Annotated in this window: 17 protein-coding genes and 1 tRNA gene; 16 read left to right on the top strand and 2 right to left on the bottom strand. The window is 40.8% G+C overall.

Annotation, left to right across the window (positions count from 1 at the left end; translation table 11 throughout):
* Positions 1 to 82 precede the first annotated feature (82 nt).
* From AEQ18_RS14745 to AEQ18_RS14725, 5 genes are all read left to right on the top strand, one after another.
* Entirely contained in the window at positions 83 to 850 is a 768-nt protein-coding gene (locus AEQ18_RS14745) for a WxL domain-containing protein (RefSeq protein WP_054117119.1), read from the top strand.
* 101 nt (positions 851 to 951) lie between these two features.
* Entirely contained in the window at positions 952 to 1,998 is a 1,047-nt protein-coding gene (locus AEQ18_RS14740) for a DUF916 and DUF3324 domain-containing protein (RefSeq protein ID WP_054117118.1), read from the top strand.
* 28 nt (positions 1,999 to 2,026) lie between these two features.
* The gene (locus tag AEQ18_RS14735) at positions 2,027 to 5,461 is read left to right on the top strand and encodes an InlB B-repeat-containing protein (RefSeq protein WP_054117117.1); all 3,435 of its coding nucleotides are present in this window, start codon (positions 2,027 to 2,029) and stop codon (positions 5,459 to 5,461) included.
* Between the two features lie 142 nt (positions 5,462 to 5,603).
* Positions 5,604 to 7,058, top strand: coding sequence for a helix-turn-helix domain-containing protein (locus AEQ18_RS14730; RefSeq protein WP_054117116.1), 1,455 nt, complete (start codon positions 5,604 to 5,606; stop codon positions 7,056 to 7,058).
* Positions 7,059 to 7,369: 311 nt separating this feature from the next.
* Positions 7,370 to 7,738: a DUF7006 family protein gene (locus AEQ18_RS14725; protein ID WP_054117115.1), complete on the top strand. Its 369-nt coding sequence runs from the start codon at positions 7,370 to 7,372 to the stop codon at positions 7,736 to 7,738.
* A 98-nt stretch (positions 7,739 to 7,836) separates the two neighbouring features.
* On the opposite strand, the gene AEQ18_RS14720 is transcribed toward AEQ18_RS14725, so the two are convergent.
* Positions 7,837 to 7,909, bottom strand: a tRNA-Lys gene (locus tag AEQ18_RS14720).
* A 356-nt stretch (positions 7,910 to 8,265) separates the two neighbouring features.
* Here AEQ18_RS14720 and AEQ18_RS14715 point away from each other — a divergent pair.
* From AEQ18_RS14715 to AEQ18_RS14670, 10 genes are all read left to right on the top strand, one after another.
* Positions 8,266 to 8,832, top strand: a complete 567-nt coding sequence (locus AEQ18_RS14715) for a DUF1836 domain-containing protein (protein WP_054117114.1) — start codon at positions 8,266 to 8,268, stop codon at positions 8,830 to 8,832.
* The gene (locus AEQ18_RS14710; protein WP_054117113.1) at positions 8,825 to 9,685 is read left to right on the top strand and encodes a DegV family protein; all 861 of its coding nucleotides are present in this window, start codon (positions 8,825 to 8,827) and stop codon (positions 9,683 to 9,685) included. The genes AEQ18_RS14715 and AEQ18_RS14710 overlap by 8 nt, the downstream gene beginning before the upstream one ends.
* Positions 9,686 to 9,832: 147 nt before the next feature.
* Complete coding sequence (gene yycF / locus AEQ18_RS14705) at positions 9,833 to 10,537, top strand: response regulator YycF (RefSeq protein WP_054117112.1); 705 nt, start codon at positions 9,833 to 9,835, stop codon at positions 10,535 to 10,537.
* Between the two features lie 3 nt (positions 10,538 to 10,540).
* Positions 10,541 to 12,382, top strand: a complete 1,842-nt coding sequence (gene walK, locus AEQ18_RS14700; protein WP_054117111.1) for a cell wall metabolism sensor histidine kinase WalK — start codon at positions 10,541 to 10,543, stop codon at positions 12,380 to 12,382.
* Positions 12,379 to 13,689: a two-component system activity regulator YycH gene (yycH, locus tag AEQ18_RS14695; RefSeq protein ID WP_054117110.1), complete on the top strand. Its 1,311-nt coding sequence runs from the start codon at positions 12,379 to 12,381 to the stop codon at positions 13,687 to 13,689. Before walK ends, yycH begins: the two co-directional genes overlap by 4 nt.
* Positions 13,690 to 14,544, top strand: a complete 855-nt coding sequence (locus AEQ18_RS14690; RefSeq protein WP_054117109.1) for a two-component system regulatory protein YycI — start codon at positions 13,690 to 13,692, stop codon at positions 14,542 to 14,544.
* 58 nt (positions 14,545 to 14,602) lie between these two features.
* Positions 14,603 to 15,409, top strand: a complete 807-nt coding sequence (locus AEQ18_RS14685) for an MBL fold metallo-hydrolase (protein WP_054117201.1) — start codon at positions 14,603 to 14,605, stop codon at positions 15,407 to 15,409.
* Positions 15,410 to 15,447: 38 nt separating this feature from the next.
* Positions 15,448 to 16,194, top strand: a complete 747-nt coding sequence (locus AEQ18_RS14680) for a MurR/RpiR family transcriptional regulator (protein WP_054117108.1) — start codon at positions 15,448 to 15,450, stop codon at positions 16,192 to 16,194.
* Between the two features lie 146 nt (positions 16,195 to 16,340).
* Entirely contained in the window at positions 16,341 to 17,636 is a 1,296-nt protein-coding gene (locus AEQ18_RS14675) for a PTS sugar transporter subunit IIC (RefSeq protein ID WP_054117107.1), read from the top strand.
* Positions 17,637 to 17,659: 23 nt separating this feature from the next.
* Complete coding sequence (locus AEQ18_RS14670; protein WP_054117106.1) at positions 17,660 to 19,087, top strand: 6-phospho-beta-glucosidase; 1,428 nt, start codon at positions 17,660 to 17,662, stop codon at positions 19,085 to 19,087.
* A 49-nt stretch (positions 19,088 to 19,136) separates the two neighbouring features.
* Here AEQ18_RS14670 and AEQ18_RS14665 read toward each other — a convergent pair whose 3' ends face one another.
* Positions 19,137 to 19,781 carry a CPBP family intramembrane glutamic endopeptidase gene (locus AEQ18_RS14665; RefSeq protein ID WP_054117105.1) on the bottom strand — a complete coding sequence of 215 codons (645 nt, stop codon included), beginning with the start codon at positions 19,779 to 19,781 and terminating at the stop codon, positions 19,137 to 19,139.
* 205 nt (positions 19,782 to 19,986) lie between these two features.
* On the opposite strand from AEQ18_RS14665, the gene groES reads away from it, so the two are divergent.
* Positions 19,987 to 20,271 carry a co-chaperone GroES gene (gene groES, locus AEQ18_RS14660; protein WP_054117104.1) on the top strand — a complete coding sequence of 95 codons (285 nt, stop codon included), beginning with the start codon at positions 19,987 to 19,989 and terminating at the stop codon, positions 20,269 to 20,271.
* The last annotated feature ends 10 nt before the right edge of the window (positions 20,272 to 20,281 follow it).

The following is a 20,281-nucleotide window of genomic DNA, read 5'->3' as shown; positions in this document are numbered from 1 at the left end:
TCTGATTATAATCAATTACCAACAATAGTTGTTTCAAAAAATAAGAATAATATTTAACTAAAAAATGAAAGAAGGTTTTTTTATGAAAATGATCCGTTTGGCAACAGTAGCAGCGTTAACAACCACTATTTTTGCAGGAGGTTTAAATGCTTTTGCTGAAGAAGTGGGCTTTGGGATAACTGATAATACTGTATCTTTTGAGGCTTCAGATGCCGAAGATGAAGATATCGATGTGGAAATTCCTGGAGGACCAGAAGTACCGGAAGAGATTGATCCTGTTGATCCGATTGATCCTGAACAAGGTGGAAATGGCCCATTGCGTATTCTTTATGTACCTGAAACGTTTGACTTTAACACAAACACCATTTCTGTTAATGATCAATGGTATGATATGGCAGCTGAGCAATATGCAGCAAATGGAGGAACAAGTACCGTTCCCTATGCTTCCTTTGCACAGATTATTGATACGCGGGGAACTCATGAAGGGTGGGTATTATCTGTAAACGTCAGTGATTTTAGCAATGCAGCAGGAGACGTATTGTCAGGGGCAGCCCTTGCCTTTGATGGTGGAATTGTTGAATATGAGAGCCATCTTGAAAATAGTACACCTTCAGCACATGATGTAGAGCTTGCTGCAGGGGGAGCAGCGCAGAATATTTTATCTGCAGACGATGGACAAGGGGCTGGACGTTCAAGTGTCTATTGGATGAACGATGGCGAAGAAAATCCTCATATTCGCTTGTTTGTTCCAGGCGCAACGAGCCAGTCAGCAACAGAATATAATGCTGAATTGACATGGATTTTGTCTTCAACAGTGGCAGCTAGTGGTGAAACGGTACCAGGTGCTTAATAAAATAGAAATCATTTCTTTGTGCACCATTATAAAAAAGAGAGAATTGAGATAGGCAGAGAACGACTTCTCTGCCTATTTTTGAAAGGAGTACACCTTACGTGCGTATAGATAAACTACGTGTACCATGGAAACAACTTTTAGGGTGTTTCTGTTTGTTTCTGTTGTTTTCAATCAGTGCGTTAACAGCGTATGGTGAAGAGTCAGAACTAAATTTTTTTGTTCAACCGATTTTACCTGAGAGTCAACTAGATGATGGGGCGAGTAGTTACTTTGATTTGAATTTAGCTGCTGGCGACTCGGATACATTGGAGATTGAGATTCAAAATAGTTCTGATGAGGAAATCGCAGTTACAGTGAGTGCACATACGGCATTTACGAATGTGAATGGTCTTGTAGAGTATGGCAAAGATGCAACTGACCCTGATTCGACGTTGCCATTTGCCCTAGATGCATTGATGACAACGCCACGAGAAGTAAACTTAGAGCCGATGGAGAAAAAAACCATTTCACTTACTCTTACTATGCCCGAAGAGTCATTTGAAGGTGTTCTTGCAGGTGGTATTCGGTTGCAAGAAGTACTGCCAGAAGACGGAGAGAATAGTCATGAAGAGGGGATTGCAATTACCAATGCATTTTCGTATGTTCTAGGGGTTGTAGTAAGTAATCAACGAACCAAAATCGATCCTGAACTGGATTTGTTGGATGTATTTGCAAATCAAGTAAATTATCGAAATGTCATTAGTGCAACGCTTCAAAATCCAGTATCAACATATATAAATCAATTAACAGTCAATGCAACGATTCGTGAAGAAGGTGCTGAGGATATTCTTTACGAAACCAGTCGTTCTGACATGCAAATGGCTCCGAACTCTCAATTTGATTTTCCTATCTATTTGAACGGAGAGAGTTTTCGTAGTGGGACGTATGTCTTAAAACTGACAGCCTACTCAGAAGGGCAGGAGTGGTCATGGGAAGAAACATTTACGATAGAGGCGAATCAAGCACGGGCATTGAACCGAGCAGATGTGACGATCGACTCTCCAATCAATTGGTGGATGATCGGGATGCTCGCGTTGTTGTCTATTTTAGCTATTGCTAGTCTTGGTTTCTATCTAAAAAAAAGCAAGACACAAAGAAATAGATGATCAGTCACCTTAAAAGAAAGGAGAGGCCATGAATCACTTAGTAAAAAAAATCATGCTACATGTGGTACTAATAACGATGACGATATCGGTATTTTTTCAGCCACTATCGATTTTACGTGCAGAGGCAGGTAGCAACGACGATCTCAAAGACACAATAGAAGAACCAGCGTCTATCGATCCTAATGATCTTTTCGGAGTTACCTCTTTTTCCATTCCGCAATCAGATATTCAAGAGAAAGAATCTGTCTATACTGTTCAATCGTCAGCAAAAGAAGCCACTGTAGAAGAGGCAATAGATGTTGCTTCTGATGAAGAATCAACCATAGTAGAAAACTTAGAGGCTCATTCCGATACACTTGAAATAGAAGAGCAAAAATCTGAAGTAGAAAGAAAAGAAATTGAATCTATATCAACTACAGAAGAGACTAATCTTGAAGGACGCAACGCGACAAATAGTATCATTGTAAATGATCATATAGATTTTCGTTTGGCTTGGAATAATCCACAAGTTACGGAAATAGTCATTCAATCAGGGTTTACTATTTCAAATATTAATGATTTAAATCAGCGTACAACCGCGATTAAAATTCGTCACGGTGGGAACAACCCTGGAGAGACTATATTAATCAGATCTCATGCACCAATGAGGACAACATCGGATATAGTGATTGAAGGACGTGTTAGTTTTTATAGACATATACCGAGCAATACTCTGAATCAATCTATGATTATAAGTGATGGTGGTAATATTACTTTGTACAATGGTGCTTGGATATATGCTGAATTAAGTGCCAGTAATTCTGCTGCAGTGCAAATGAATGGCGGAAAAATATTCATTGATGGCACAGATACTCCGTCCGGAATCAAAAATTTTTCTGTTCTGAATGGATCGGTTTTATCTTTGCAAGATGGTGCAGAATTGTATCTTCATAAGGGCGGTCTACTTAATGAAGGAACTACTAATAATGTTTTACTTATCAATTCTTCTTCAGACTCGAAGGTGTATATTGTGGGTGAAGAAGTAATGATGACCACAGGTGCGAAATTCCTTTTATACAGTACCATTCCTGAGTTGTCTGGAAGTGTAATCGCAAAGTGGTCTATGGTTGATGCATATTTATCTGGTACGAATGCTACCGAAGTGCAAAGTGCCACGAGTCGACCAGGAAATTTTTCAAGTATTTATAGTGCAAATGCGACCAGAGCTGATTACAATGCATTGATTGTAGATATGCCTATGTATTCTTCAGGTAATTTTCTTAGCATAGAGGCAAATCTTATTGAAGCAGGAGATCCGATGGCAAATGATTACTATTTGTTTGAAGGGGATACCACAGAAATCCAAGCCAACCCAAATCCAGGATATAGTTTCAGCGGTTGGGAAATCATCACCGGCAGTGGCGGTAGTATTGCGAATGCAACCAATGCGAATACGACATTCACTATGGGAAGCAGTGATACAACGATTCGAGCGGTCTATTCGCAAGATAAATATAGTCTGACTTTACAAGCGAACTTGCCAGAAGGTGGGAATCCTAGCGCAAGTGCGGAAATAATGGCACAAGGTGATACCACAGAAATCCAAGCCAACCCAAATCCAGGATATAGTTTCAGCGGTTGGGAAATCATCACCGGCAGTGGCGGTAGTATTGCGAATGCAACCAATGCGAATACGACGTTCACTATGGGAAGCAGTGATACAACGATCCGAGCAGTCTATTCACAAGATAAGTATAATCTGACATTGCAAGCGAACCTGCCAGAAGGTGGGGAACCTAGCGCGAATGCGGAAATAATGGCACAAGGTGAAACGACCCAAATCCATGCCAATCCAAATCCAGGATATAGTTTCAGCGGTTGGGAAATCATCACCGGCAGTGGCGGTAGTATTACGAATGCAACCAATGCGAATACGACGTTCACTATGGGAAGCAGTGATACAACGATCCGAGCAGTCTATTCACAAGATAAGTATAATCTGACATTGCAAGCGAACCTGCTAGAAGGTGGGGAACCTAGCGCGAATGTTTCAAGCCTTGTCATGGGTGGAAGTACTTCTATCAGCGCCAACCCGAGTGCTGGCTACCGATTTGTTCAATGGGAAATGATTTCAGGTGCTGGTAGCCGCATTGAAAACGCAGATTCGCCAAATACGACTTTTGTGATGGGGAGTACCGATGCAATCGTTCAGGCCAAATACGAACGTATCCAAGCGGGGGTTGTTACAGTAACATTTGTAAGTGACAAAGGAATTCAATTGGCAGATCCTATAAAATTAATAGGCGATTACGGAGACACGTACTCAACAAAAGCAGCAGAGATTACTGGATGGACAGTAAAAACCATGCCACAAAATGCCACAGGAGTCTTTACAGAAGATGCGCAATTCGTCACCTATATATATGAAGTTTCGACGTATACGATCACTATCGTACAATTTCCTAAAGACGCTGGGACGGTAACTGTACATGCACCTGAACTTGTGAACACGGGCCAATTGATTTACATCGTTGCTGAACCAAATGAGGGATATCGCTTTGATTCATTCGAATTGATTGAAGGAAATCATCCTGATTTTTATGCAGCGCCGGATGATCCAGAATTATTATTTATATTCGGCACTGGGGACACAATCATTCACGTTCATTATGAACGGATAGATGGTGCAAACGTAGAAGTCAACTATCTAGATACAAAAGGTACTAAAATAGCAGATACAAAGGTGCTCTCAGGATATATAGGGGATCAGTATGAAACAGAAGCGGTAGACATTGAAGGATATTTGCTTGTTGAAACACCGGATAATGTCAATGGCGTCTTTAAAGATACAGCACAGACAGTGAATTATATTTATGATACGGAAATTGTCGCACCTGTAGATCCATTAGCGCCAGAAGTTGAGGTAGAACCAGAAAATAAACCAGATTTATCTGAGAATCAAGGTTTATTTAGTATAGACTTCATTTCTCAATTTAATTTTGGGGTACAAAAAATTTCTGCGTCGGACCAAATATATTATGCACAGGCTCAATCAATAGTGACGTCAGATGATAGTGAAAAACAAGAACGACCAAATTATATTCAAATCAGTGACCGTAGATCCTCAGATGTCCGGGGAGTATGGGAACTATCTGTCACACAACTTGAGCAATTTGCAAGTGAAAGAGGTCATACACTTTTGGGCGCACAAATCCAATTGACTAATGGGCAGATTGATAGTGCAACGGATCATCCAGAGCCAACAATGAAAACTGATGGACAAGTTGAATTGATTCCAGGTGAAAAACAATCGCTCTTGTATGCAGAGGGAGAACAAGGCCAAGGTACATGGGTCTATCGCTTTGGTGATGCACACACTGCAGATCAAAGTGTTGCGCTAAATGTACCAAGTGCCGCAAACAGTATGGCAACTAATTACGAAAGTAAATTGCTATGGGAATTAAGTGCAGTCCCAGGGAACTAAAAAATACAAAAGGAAACATCCATACAGCAATGTGACATAGGATAATAGAAAACCTACCAATAAAAATTTGTTGGTAGGTTTATTTCTAACTGTGTATTATCATAAAGAATGAAGGCGTTTTATTAGAAAGGAGGAAGAAGAGATGCGAGAATTACAATTACAATTCGTAGGTCATCAATCTGTAATGAGATGGTTACGATTGTTGAATACAATTGAACGAGAGCGCGCATTTACAGTTGTCAGCTTAACCGAGATATCAGATGTGAGCCAACGTACCATTATTAAAGATTTGAACTATCTTAAAGAATATTTTGCGAAGAGTGCTGTCTTTAATAAGCGTAACAGAGGGTATTTTTTTTACGAAACAAATCCAGAATTATATAAGGAACAAAAAAAGCAGTTGTTGGATAAGGAAGTCTTGTTTGAAATCGTTGGACATATTTTTTATGGGGAACTGGAAACAATTGAAGAACTCGCTTTTTTCTACAACTATTCGGAAAGTACGCTGCGTCGATTATTGTTGCAAATCAAACCTGTTTTAGCAGAATACGAGCTAGAATTATCCCTGAAGCCAGTTAATTTTATTGGGGCTGAAGGCAGTTTAAGAAAATTTTTCAAAGATTTTTTTTATGAAGGTGAATTGACACCTCATACATTGACACCTCCTCAAGCACTTCGTGACTTATTGCTGGATACGTTATCGGATAAACTTGGTCATCTTGAAGTGAGTACAGGGACTACACCAGCAGCTTTTTACTACACATTGTATATAGCAATCGAGCGCTATCGTCAAGGAAACAAAATTACGCTTCCTAAAGAATTACGTGACATGGTGTATCGTGAAGAAGATTATCAACTCTTGCTTTATTTAATACATGGTATTGAGCGAGTTTTCGGTGTTCATATGGCGGAAGAAGAATTTGCATGGGTTTATTTGGTGACAATCTGCAAACGACCAATCGGGCCAATAAAACATGAGGTATTATTTTATGAACGATTTAACTTGTGGCCAAGCGTAGCACAGATGACCACAACTTACTTACAAAAGGAAGGTTGCAATCAACATGACCTGAAAGAGAAAACAGCCTTTTTCAATTCTTTTTTTCTATCAAGGAAAATAAATGATGCTGTATCTCCTGTGCTAAACAAGGTTATGAGTGAGGTCACAACGTATATTACGACGAATCATGACCGCTCGTATAAAGAAAATTACCGATTTTTGGTCGAAAATCAATCCTTATTGTCGTTTTCAAACACATATATAAAAGATATTGCAGCCAGTTTAACAATGTTGAAAGATAGTTTGAATATCTTTTATCCAAAGTCGAAAACGATCGTTTTTTTATTGGAGGGCGATCATTTTATTTGTCAGAATATCCGTGTCCATGCAGAGTATCTACTAGGCGATAAACACGATTTGGTTTTTATGCCAATACAGTATCTTACTGAAGAAAAATTGAATGACAGGCAAGTCGATTTGATTATTACCAATTATTCGCCACATGTGATGGATTATATCTTAACGACTGATTATCTGTTGATTGGTTCGGTTCCGGATAAAGCCGATTGGGAACGGATGATGGAAAAAGCCAATTGACATCATGAGATTAGGAGAACTGCATCTGCGGTTCTTTTTTTTAAACAAAGCAGGTTTTTGTGCACTTTTCCCTGATTTCTTTAGTCGAGGATATTTGCTCGGTTCATAGTAAGGTGAAGATAATGATTTTATTCTCAATATCGTTTCAGGTAAGCTAAGTAAAGAACGATCATCCCATATAGTTCTATTGCATGTTGTCTAAGTATATATAATGGACGACAAAGTTGGATTTTAGGTAGTTGCTTATCTTTCTGTCTAGAGGATTGTCCAGCTGAAAAATAAAGTGATAAAAAAACTAGGAGGAACATTGAATGGAGTTAAGAGAGGTCACATCTGCTTTGGATTACTTATCCTATTTTAATCAGTGTTTTGAAGATTTAAATATTCATCAATTCCCGGAAGTATACGCGTATTACCAAGGTCTGCAACAGGATTTTATAACGTACAGCGAATCAGAAGTTTCTTTTTTTGCGACTTTAAAGGAGCTGTTGCTGATCGAAGCAAAGTTTCAAATACTGTTAATACTGATTCCGCATACCTTATACGCTGACATGGCTATGAGTGAACAAAAATTGATTCAAATCACAGAAGAGGATAGTTGTTCTTTTTATCGTGAATTAACAGGACAAAATAAATCATCTTCCATTTTATGGAGCATGATTTATATAAGTGAAAAATGACACATAGTCAAATGAACAAAAAAATGAGACTACGCACACTCTTTTCGAAACGCTCGAAAGCGCCAAGAGTGTACTAGTCTCGTGGGTTTGGCACCCAATGGGCCGTGAGGGGCTCGAACCCGCGACCCGCTGATTAAGAGTCAGCTGCTCTACCAACTGAGCTAACGGCCCAAATTATTACTTTGATATAGTATCACTATTTCGATAGCTTGGCAACAGAAAATATAGGTTGTTTTTGATCGGTTCAATCCGCAACCAAACGGAAAGCTGCTTTAGAGCAACTAGCGCAAACCTATCTATTTGTAAGCTGCTGACAGATGTCCATTAATTACTACCCAATTTTTTCTGGGTAGTTTTTTTGATGAGCCATAGAGAATAACAACAGTTAAAAAAGAGATAAAGATGGCACATTCATAGTTAAATCTCTTTAAATGTCGTTCATTCCATGCTAAACTAAATCTAGTTATCAAAACTAGATGATTGGTTTATGATGATTTTAAGTTCTGTTGTTTAAAATGGAGGAACCAATGGAGAATATAGAATTAGAGATCAAGAAGTGGGGCGAAGCAATCGCAACATTCCACCTCCCGCGCTGGGATGAACTACCTACCCTCGAATTATATATGGATCAAGTGATTACCTTGATCGATCAATATCTTTCACCTGTCATCCAAGTGGAGAAGCACCCGTTATTGACCTCATCAATGGTCAATAATTATGTCAAAAAAGGGATGATTCCAGCGCCTGAAAAAAAACGCTACAATCAAAAGCATTTGGCTTTTTTGATCGCTATCACGATGTTGAAACAAGTATTAACGATTCCGGAAATCAAAACAGGGATCTTGTTCCAAGGCAAAGTAGTCGGGATTCGCAATGCATATAATTTGTTCTGTGAAGAGCAAGAAAAAGCCATTCGCATCGTCGGACAAGAAGCAGCAGGAATGCCAGAACAAACAGAAACCCGGCCGATTGCTATCGAGTTGATTGCTATCAAAGGGGCTTCACGGTCTTTTGCAAATAAATTATTGGCAGAAAAAATGATTGCCTTAGAACAAATCTATTTAGAAACCCACAAAGGAGACGCGCATGAATAAAGATAAAGTTGCCCTATTAGTTGACTCAGGAACAGATGTACCCGCAGATATCATGGAACAGTATGGGATGTATATGCTGCCATTACAAATTATCTATAAAGACCGTACCTATACAGACAAAATCGATATCACAGCAGAAGAAATCTATGCCCGATTGCCCCAAGAAATTCCTAGCACATCGTTGCCTGATGGTGAAGCCATTGGTAAGATTTTTGATCAAATCAAAGCTGACGGCTTTGAAAAGGTTTTTGCTGTGACGATTTCCAGCGGACTAAGTGGCACCTTTAATGTGGTTCGCCTTCTCGGCGAGCAAAGAACAGATTTGGAAGTATTTGTGCTAGACACGAAAAATATCGGTATCGGTGCGGGTCTCCAAGCGATACGGGCTGCTGAGTTGCTAAGCAACGGTGCAGATTGGCCGCAATTGAAAACCCAACTGACCAATGAGGTACCAAAGAATAAAGTCTTATTTAATGTCGCAACGTTAGAATACTTACAAAAAGGTGGCAGAATCGGTTTGGTTGCTTCGATCTTAGGGAACGCCTTGAAGTTGAATCCAATCATTTCCTGTAATGAAGAAGGCATTTATCATACAGTAGCCAAATCTCGCGGTCGAAAAAAGAGTTTGGACAAAACGGTTGACTTGATCAAACAATTCGTTGGGGATCATCCCCACGTACGCTTAGCTGTTGCGCAAGGCGATGCGTTACAAGAAGCCAAAGAAATGAAAATCCGCTTAGAGAAAGAATTTCCCAAAGTCAAAGAAATTTTATTTGGCCAAATATCACCTGCACTGGTCGTGCATACGGGACCAGGGTTGTTAGGCATAGGGATTCAGCTATTAGAAGACTAAGAATGAGTGAAAAGAGAAGGACGGCCTCGTCTTTCTCTTTTATTTTGCTTTCCTTAAGAAACAGCCGTTACATTTGTGGAAAGATGAAAAGCATAAGCAAATCATGTATAATAGAAAAGAAACCAAAAAAAATTGAGGTGACATTTTTTGAAAAAGATCCTAGTCGTAGACGATGAGAAACCAATCTCAGATATCGTCAAGTTTAACTTAACTAAAGAAGGATATGAAGTATATACAGCATATGATGGCGAAGAAGCACTGGAACAAGTTGCTGAAGTCGAGCCAGATTTGATCATTTTAGATTTGATGCTGCCAAAAATGGATGGCTTAGAAGTGGCGCGGGAAGTTCGTAAGACCCACGATATGCCAATCATCATGGTCACAGCCAAAGATTCTGAAATCGACAAAGTGTTAGGCCTTGAATTAGGTGCTGATGATTACGTGACAAAACCATTCTCGAACCGAGAATTGGTTGCACGGGTAAAAGCCAATCTGCGTCGCGGTTCATCTTCCGCAAAAGAAGTCGAAGATGCCCCAAATGCCGAATTAACGATTGGTGATTTAACGATCCACCCAGAAGCCTACATGGTGACCAAAAATGGCGGTGCCATTGAATTGACCCATCGGGAATTTGAGTTGATGCATTACTTAGCCAAACATCTAGGTCAAGTCATGACCCGAGAACATTTGCTGCAAACCGTATGGGGCTATGATTATTTCGGCGATGTCCGCACAGTCGATGTGACGGTCCGTCGTTTGCGGGAAAAAATCGAAGATAGCCCAAGTCATCCAAATTACTTAGTGACTCGTCGCGGAGTAGGCTATTATTTGCGAAATCCAGAACAGGAATAAGAGATGAAAAATAAGGTTCGCTTTTTCCAATCAGTGAACTTCAAAATCGCCCTGACATTTATCTTGATCCTCTTGATTGCGATCCAGATTATCGGGGCGTATTTTATTCGTGAACTAGAAAAGACAACCGTCGATGCCTTCAAACGCGACATGGAGGCACGAGCGAGTACACTGGTCGTTACACTAGGTTCTGAATTGAGCCGCATGGACTCAGAAAACGGTCTAGATTGGGATACGATGAATACATCGTTGAATCGGATCTTGACGAGCACGAATTCCTCAGAAATCTTAGAGATGCGGGTAGTGGATGAACAAGGCATCATTCGGGCAACGACCAATATCAATGACCGCGGGTCGGTTGGCGAAAAAAATGATTATCGGGATTATGATACAAACCGCAGTGAAGTCCTCTATGATGAGTCAAGTGGTCAACGGGTCTTCAATATTGTGGAATCGATCCAATCACCAACAGGCGATGCAGTTTTAGGCACGCTCTATTTACGTAGCAATTTAGAAGCCAAATATAGTGAAGTGAGTACGACAGCCTTGATATTTGTGACGGCTTCTTTGATCGCTGCGGTGATTTCCATCGTCGTGGCATTGTTGGTTTCTCGCTCGATCACACAACCTATCGGTGAAATGCGGGAGCAAGCGATTCGCATCGCCAAAGGAGATTACAGTCGTAAAGTGGCGGTCCACGGGAAAGATGAATTGGGCCAACTGGCTGAGACCTTCAATCAACTAGGGGAACGAATCGAAGAAACCCAAGAAGCAATGGAATCGGAACGCAATCGTTTGGATAGCGTGTTGTCCCATATGACCGATGGGGTCGTTGCGACAGACCGACGAGGCAAAGTGATCACCATCAACGAGATGGCGATGTCTTTGTTGAATGTCACAACCGAAGAAGCAGTCGGCCAATCGATTTTGTCTTTGTTGCAGATCGATGAAGAATACACCTTGCGCAAACTATTGGAAAGTCCGGAAGAAATGCTGATCGAGCGACCGAGCAACGACGCAACTGGTGCCAACTTGATATTGCGGATCGATTTTTCGATGATTCGCCGCGAGTCTGGGTTTATATCTGGTTTGGTGGCTGTGATGCACGACGTGACGGAACAAGAACAAAATGAGCAGGAACGTCGAGAGTTTGTATCCAATGTATCCCATGAATTACGGACACCTTTAACGAGTATGCGCAGCTACATTGAAGCATTGAGTGAAGGTGCTTGGAAAGATCCAGAAATTGCACCGAACTTCTTAAAAGTGACATTGGATGAAACCGATCGGATGATCCGCATGATCAACGATTTGCTTAGTCTTTCCAGAATGGACAGCGGCAATGCGCAATTACAATCTGAGTACATCAACTTCAATGAGTTGGTCAATTTTGTGCTGGACCGTTTTGATATGATGGTCACCAATGAAAGCAAGAAGTATTTGATCCGCCGTGAATTCACGAAGCGGGAGTTGTGGGTCGAAGTTGATACCGATAAAATGATCCAAGTGATCGACAATATTATGAACAATGCAATCAAGTATTCTCCCGATGGCGGGATTATTACGGTCAAATTGATGGAAACCCACAACAATATCGTGTTGAGTATCAATGACCAAGGACTCGGGATTCCTAAAAAAGATCTGACCAAAATTTTTGATCGTTTCTACCGTGTAGACAAAGCGCGGGCTAGGCAGCAAGGGGGAACGGGGCTTGGGTTAGCGATTTCTCGCGAAGTCATCAAATCACACGGTGGGGCGATTTGGGCTGAAAGTCGTGAGCATCGCGGATCGACCTTTTACATCATGTTGCCATATGAACCGTATGAGGAGGATTGGTGGGTATGAGAATCTCGGAAAAAGTCATCCGTGTTGGGCTAATTTTGATGATTGCTTTGAGTTTTTATTTCTCCTATATGATCTGGCTTAATCCCACAGGCAACAGCAGTGGCAGTGAGGACACAGATACAACAGTCAACCCCTCTGTGCAGACATATAAACAAAAAAGTGATTTGTTTTTGCCGCTTTATCTTTCATGGCAAGAGGATGGGGAGATCAAAGAAACCAACTCTGAAACGGTGATCCGTGCGATCCAAGAAGAGATCAATCAAAGTTCGATCAGTGACTTGACGGTCAAGACCTATGACGATGAAACGGATTTTGCTAAAGCAACTACATTGACGCAAGGCATCTCACTGAGCTATTATACGTCCTTTTATCTTGAAGACTACGAGGAAACCTATGACTTAGATTTATCTTTTAATGATAAAGGAGAAGAGGATCATTTGCCCTTTCGCCGAATCCAATTCGATTTAAATGCGCATACGATCCAGTTTATCGATTTAGAGAAGAATCAGGTTATTGAAGGGTCGATTGATTGGGATGAAGCGCAAGTGAAAAGTTTGTTGGCGGATAATCCCCGCGAATGGACAGAAATGCAGCAAGATGACACCGAAAACAGCAATCAGTTTTATACAAAAGACACAATCAAATTGAAGAAATATAGTTACTATTCTTCGACACAATCACAGAGCCTATTTCGAGAAGCGTTCTTCAATTCTCCTAAAGATGTCAAGATCAATGATGATAGTGTCGATACCTATTATTACGAAGGCGGTCAGAATATGACGGTCTTACAAGATCAGCAGTTGGTCAAATTCGAAACGACGATCTCAGAGTCGGAAGACGTGGATTTAGCGATGCTCAGTGCAGACTATATTAAGCGATTAGGCAATAATTTCGGGACGATCCGTTATTTCGATCAACAGGACAAACATTTGGAATACCGTGTTTTTGTTGAAGGTTATCCAGTGTTCAGCAGTGGCTCTCAAGGGGTCATCAATGTGACTTTTTCTGATAGTGGGCAAACTGGGAGTCGTGAAATGGCCATTTCTGCCAGTCTAAATGCGATCCAAGTACCCATTCCTTCAGAAACTGAAGTTGAATTGCCTTCCAGCTTGACGATCAAGCAAAATCTATTGGCAGCTGGTGCGGAACCTGACCAGTTAGGACAAATCATTGTCGGCTATCAGTGGGGAGAAATCAAAGATGCACCGTTGGTCAATTTGACGCCTGAATGGTATGTCAATTATGATGCGCAATGGATCAGCTATGATAATTTGATGGAGAAACTGACAGAAAGGGAGGAGAATTAATTGGATTTCAAACGAATCGAATGGATTTTTTTCCTCGCTTTTTTAGGCTTGAATGTATTTTTGTTCAACATTTACAGTGAAGCCCGCAGTGAGCAGCAAAATGTGTCACAATCTAATCAGACGATTCCGATCGAGCAACGCCTTGACACAGAAGACATTCGTTTTTCAGGAGAACTGTCAGATGAGTCATTAAGCGGCTATTATTTGAGTGGCGAGCAGACAGATATGGCAGCAGCTTTGAAAGAAGCCCAAGCGGCTGACAACTTGAACGGCGAAACGACGGTTAAAGGACAGCAATTGACGCATGTGTCATCTGGCGGGTTTTATATTAGTGATGATGCCCAAGCAGAAGAAACGGTGAATGGTTATTTAGAACGAGCAGATCAGGTATTGTATGGCAATGAGTATCAATACATCAGTAATCTATCCTCACTTGAGGGCGTTCATCCAACAGTCGTTGCCGCACAATCTTATGAAGGAATTCCATTCAATGATAGTTCCAGTCGTATGGATATTACCTTAGAGAATACGGATAATTTACTGCAAATCACCAAATACAGTCAAACACATATTTCATCGATTACGCCATTAAGAGAAAGAATGACGATATACTCAGAAAAAGAAGCGGTCAATACTTTATATCTGAATAATAAATTACCTAGCCATTCAACGATTTTATGGACTGAGTTGGCATATACGATGATTTTGAAAGTCAGGGACAAAAATGTTTATATTCCGGCTTGGTTCGTGGCCTTCAAATCTGACAACGATGATACGGTCCAAATCGAAACTGTTAATGCATTCAGTAATCGGATCATTACAAATAATGCAGTACAAAAAGTAGAAAATCCTTAAAAAAATCGGTATAATGGAACACGTTGAAACAAGCAGAGAGGAAGTAAAGTAATTCATGATGAAGGAAGAAAGTGCCTTTCAAGTGAGTATTCTTGCCAGCGGAAGCTCAGGTAATTCACTTTATATCGAAACCGGTAAAAAGCGTATTCTGGTAGACGCAGGTTTGAGTGGCAAAAAAATCACTTCATTATTAGGTGAAGTTGGGCGCAAACCGGAAGATTTAGATGCGATTCTTGTGACACACGAACATCGTGATCATATTCATGGTGTGGGCGTCCTTGCTAGAAAATATAAGTTGGATGTGTATGCCAATACGAAGACCTGGCAAGCAATGGATCCAATGATTGGCAATGTTGCAGTTGAGCAAAAGCATATTTTTGAGATGGGCAAAGTCCTGACAATGGGGGATCTTGACATTGAAAGTTTTGGCGTCTCTCATGATGCTGCTGCGCCCCAATTTTATCGTTTCTACAAAGATGGCAAATCTTTTGTGATGTTGACAGATACAGGGTATTGCAGTGACCATGTGCGTGGGATCATCAAAGGTGCGGATGCTTATCTTGTCGAAAGCAATCATGACTTAGAAATGTTGCGGATGGGTGCGTACCCATGGAGTTTGAAACAACGGATCTTAGGTGATCGAGGCCATTTATCAAATGAAGATGGTGCCTTGGTGATGACCGATATTTTGACGGATAATACAAAACGGGTCTATCTTGGACACTTAAGTAAAGAAAACAATTTGAAAGAGTTGGCGCATTTAACGATGGTCAACACGATGAAAGAACATGATCTAGGTGTCGGGGAAGCATTCGAAGTCTATGACACAGATCCAGATACTGCAACGGAATTGTTTGGTATATAACCGTTTTTATGCCCGTTGATACTTTGGAGGAGCCATACATGTTTGATGCAGAGAAAGTCAAAACATTAAATGAATTAGAGATGCGTGTGTATAACTACATTGTGCAGCATTTCGATGAAGTTGCTTATTTAACCATTCGCGGCTTGTCACAAGGCTGTCATGTTTCTACTTCCACTATTTTAAGATGTATCAACAAGCTTGGCTATGATGGATATTCAGAACTCAAATATGCTATTCGTCAGAAGAAACAGCACGAAACAAATGACTTAGATTTGTTTTATGATGCAACGATCCAAGTCGATATGTTTCTAAAAAAAGTCAATAACGAAAACTATCGCGACTTTATTGAACCAGCTGTAGCGATGATCGTTGCAGCGAGACATGTGGCATTTTCCGGTATAGGTACGAGTGGGATGCTTGGGGCTTACGGCAGTCGGTATTTTGCAAATGTCGGGATCAATGCGTACAGTATTGTTGATCCTTTCTTACCGGTACCGCCGCGAGGAATGGAAAATACCTTAGCGATCCTCCTATCAGTATCGGGAGAAACGACGCAAATGATCAAACAAGCGGAAGACTTTAAACGGTTTGGTGCCAAAGTATTGAGTATTACGAATGATGAGCAATCCACTATTGCACAAATTGCTGATTATAATTTGTCTTACTATATGCCGGTAGTCAATGGAGCTGAAGAAGAGTATTTGAATTTGACTACGCAAGTACCAGTCATTGCACTGATTGAACTTTTGGCCCATCAGGCGTATCAAATTTTGCAAACATCATGACAAAAAACAGCTTCGGCTGTTTTTTTTGTTGGAATTTGTTTCTAAGAGCGGCTAGCTAGTATCAAAGTTCTGCAAGTTACGCTATGCTATATATGTAAGCGAATTCATCGGCCGGTGCGCATATTAATTTTATAGGAGTGATTTTGATGAATGAATGGATTAATGATAAAGTTTTACCTCCTGTTTTAAAATTTGTAAACACAAAAGCAATTACTGCATTACGTAATGGTATGCTCTATACCATGCCGTTTTCGATCGTAGGATCGATTTTCCTATTATTGGCAAATTTCCCCGTTCAATCGATTGCAGATTGGGTCACGAATAGTGGATTAGGCGATTATTTCAATCAAGCGTATGGAGCTTCATTCGCAATCATGGCTTTCTTTGCTGTTATGGGGATTGCCTATTCCTATGTAAAAGCAGAAGGATTTGAAGGTCTTCCAGCGGGAATGATTGGATTGGTTATCTTTTTATTGACGATGGAATCAAGTGTGACGGATGCTGATTCAGGTGTCACGATCACTAATATTATTGACAAGACTTGGACAGGTGGCCAAGGAATGATCAGCGCTATTTTGGTCGGTCTATTTGTTGGTTGGGGCTACACGTGGTTCCTAAAACGGGACATCCGAATCAAACTTCCAGAACAAGTGCCAACGAACGTTGCAAATTCATTTACTGCACTTATACCAGCAGCTGTTTTAACAACTGTTGCACTAGTGATTTATGTATTCTTTGATAAAGTATTCAATACAACAGTCGTTGAATGGATCTATGAAGTGATTCAAAGTCCAATGCAAGGGGTAACAGACTCTCTTGGCGGTGCGTTGATGTTAGGATTCCTTGTACCGTTTCTGTGGTTCTTTGGTGTTCATGGGTCAACGATCGTTGGCGGGATCATGGGGCCCATTTTACAAGCCAATTCTTTAGCCAATACAGCGATTCTTGAATCAGGAAAAGAATTGACGATCGCAAATGGCGGACATATCGTGACACAACAGTTTTTAGATCAATTCATGACAGTGACCGGTGCAGGTATGACCATTGGTATCGTGCTTTATATGGTTGCTTTTGCCAAGTCAGCGCAATTCAAACAGTTGGGTCGCTTGTCGATGATCCCTGCATTCTTTAATATTAACGAACCTATTATTTTTGCTACACCAATCGTCATGAATCCAATCATGGTGATTCCATTTATCCTAACGCCGGTGGTTTCTGGTATTATCACGTACTTCTCATTGTATACAGGTCTCGTGCCACTCTTTACTGCGGTACAAGTACCATGGACAACACCACCAATCATTTCTGGATTTTTAGTCGGCGGTGTTAGAACCGCCATTCTACAATTTGTTGTTTTAGCGATCGGCTTCTTTATCTATTATCCATTTGTACGTAAAGTAGATAGTTTGAACTTTAAACAAGAGACAGAAACAGTCAATTAAACAAGAAAGTAGGCATGTGAGCTATGAATACATTACGGGAAGATTTTCTTTGGGGCGGCGCTGTAGCTGCACATCAATTGGAGGGCGGTTATCGAGAAGGTGGCAAAGGAATCAGTGTGGCGGATGTCATGACGGTGGGAGCCAATGGGATTCCACGACGTATCACAGATGGGATCGTAGAAGGAGAAATCTACCCGAATCATGAAGCCATCGATTTTTATCATCATTATCCAGAGGATATCAAATTGTTTGCTGAACTAGGCCTAAAGTGTTTTCGCACGTCGATCGCTTGGACGCGGATTTTTCCAAAAGGGGATGAAGCCCAACCAAATGAAGACGGATTGCAATTCTATGATGATTTGTTCGATGAATGTTTGAAGTATGGCATAGAACCAGTGATCACCTTGTCTCATTTTGAGATGCCGTATCATCTGGTGACAGCCTACGGCGGCTGGCGAAACCGCCAATTGATTGCGTTGTTTGTTCGCTTTGCGGAAGTCTGTTTCAATCGCTACAAAGATAAAGTGAAATATTGGATGACGTTCAACGAAATCAACAATCAAGCAAACTTCAAAGAGGATTTTGCCCCATTCACAAACTCAGGTTTGCGTTTTTCTGAAGGCGAAGATCGAGAACAAGTGATGTATCAAGCAGCGCATTATGAATTGGTTGCTAGTGCTAAAGCTGTAAAACTTGGTCACCAAATCAATCCAGATTTTCAAATTGGATCGATGATAGCGATGTGTCCGATCTATCCATACTCCTGTGACCCTAAAGACATGATGGCGGCTACAGTGGCAATGCAAAGACGGTATTGGTTCTCAGATGTTCATGTGCGTGGACATTATCCGAAATATTTACTGCAATACTTTGACCGAAAAGCGTTTGATCTTGATATCACTGAAGCGGACAAAGAAGATTTGGCTGAAGGTTGCGTCGATTATATTGGCTTTAGCTACTATATGTCTTTTGCAGTGAAAGGGAAAGAAAACGATCATACGTATGACTATGATGAAAGTCAAGATTTAGTGACTAACCCGTACGTCGAAGCTTCAGAATGGGGCTGGCAAATTGATCCAACGGGCTTGCGCTATGCGATGAATTGGTTTAATGAACGCTATGAGCTGCCGCTATTTATTGTTGAAAACGGCTTTGGTGCAGTTGACCAGTTAGAAGACGGACAGATTCATGACCGGTACCGGATCGATTACTTAAAGGCCCATATTGAAACGATGAAAGAAGCTGTCCTCTATGATGGTGTCGATCTAATAGGCTATACCCCATGGGGCATCATTGATCTTGTATCGGCAGGTACTGGTGAGATGAAAAAGCGATATGGTGTGATTTATGTAGATAAAGACAATGAAGGTCAGGGAACACTGGCACGAAGCAAAAAAGATTCTTTCGCATGGTACCAAAACGTCATTACAAGTAATGGAGAGATTCTTTAATCAAAAGAGAGCAGTGCGCATGGATCACGCACTGCTCTCTTTTTTCAGGTTATGGGACTTGAATATATCCGCTTTGGACAAGGACTTGTATGATGATCACTAAGGTATTCATACCAACATGGGTGATCATTGAGGTCCAAATACTACCTGTGTAGGCATAAAGCCCTGAGAAAAATAAACCTAGGAAAAGATAAACCAGGATATGGCCATCATTATGGGCAAGAGCAAAAGCAAAGGCACTCACGACAACACCAATCCACACATGGGTGTATTTGCCAATGATACCCACCAATGCCCGTCGGAAAACGAATTCTTCCATGATGGGTCCGCCAACCATCGCAGCCAAAGCAAATAAAGGTTGTTGTAAAATGATTTGGATAATGTTCGCGGTATTTTCTGAAGCAGTCACTTCACCAAATAAGGACTCAATATAGACGGCAACGTTCTGCAGCAAGATAGCCAATATAATACCCGATAACCCATAAATAACGATTGCGGATGGTTTACTGCGTTTGTGTTCGAAAGCCAGAGGTTCTCTCTGGAAAAAATAGAGACCAAACATGATCATGGCGCCAGCTAAGTAGCCAATTGTGGTCGCAGGAACGGCCAAGCCTGCGTGAACAAAAGCGCTAGGCAAGAAAAACACAATGCCGTATGTAAATATGGTGGCAAATGAATATTTTGATAATGACATGATCTAGGGATCACACTCCTTTGGTTTATTATAAACTAGTGAAGCAAGAGAAACAAAGCCTGAATGTTCAAAAAGAAAACGAAAAAAATAATCAAAAGGCTTGCAAAAGCAAAGGAAAATGAGTAATATTAAAACTGTGAGTTAGCACTCGTTGGATGAGAGTGCTAATTGAAAATTTGACTATAACTTATTGGAGGGATTTATCGTGTTAAGACCATTAGGTGATCGCGTGATTATCGAAGTCGCAAAAGAAGAAGAAAAAACTGTAGGCGGAATCGTTCTTGCTTCAGCAGCAAAAGAAAAACCACAAACAGGTACCGTGATTGCAGTTGGCGAAGGCCGCACACTTGAAAACGGTGAACAAGCTCCTGTTGCTGTCAATGTAGGCGAACAAGTTATGTTCGAGAAATACGCTGGCACAGAAGTGAAATTTGAAGGAACAGAATATTTGATCGTGGCTGCTAAAGACATTATCGCAGTCGTAGAATAATAAAAAAAAT

Origin of the sequence: Enterococcus sp. RIT-PI-f (assembly GCF_001297065.1) — a bacterium.
Lineage (GTDB): Bacteria > Bacillota > Bacilli > Lactobacillales > Enterococcaceae > Enterococcus_D.
The sequence above is the reverse complement of the archived record's forward strand: the minus strand, read 5'-3'. Positions and strand labels throughout refer to the sequence as shown.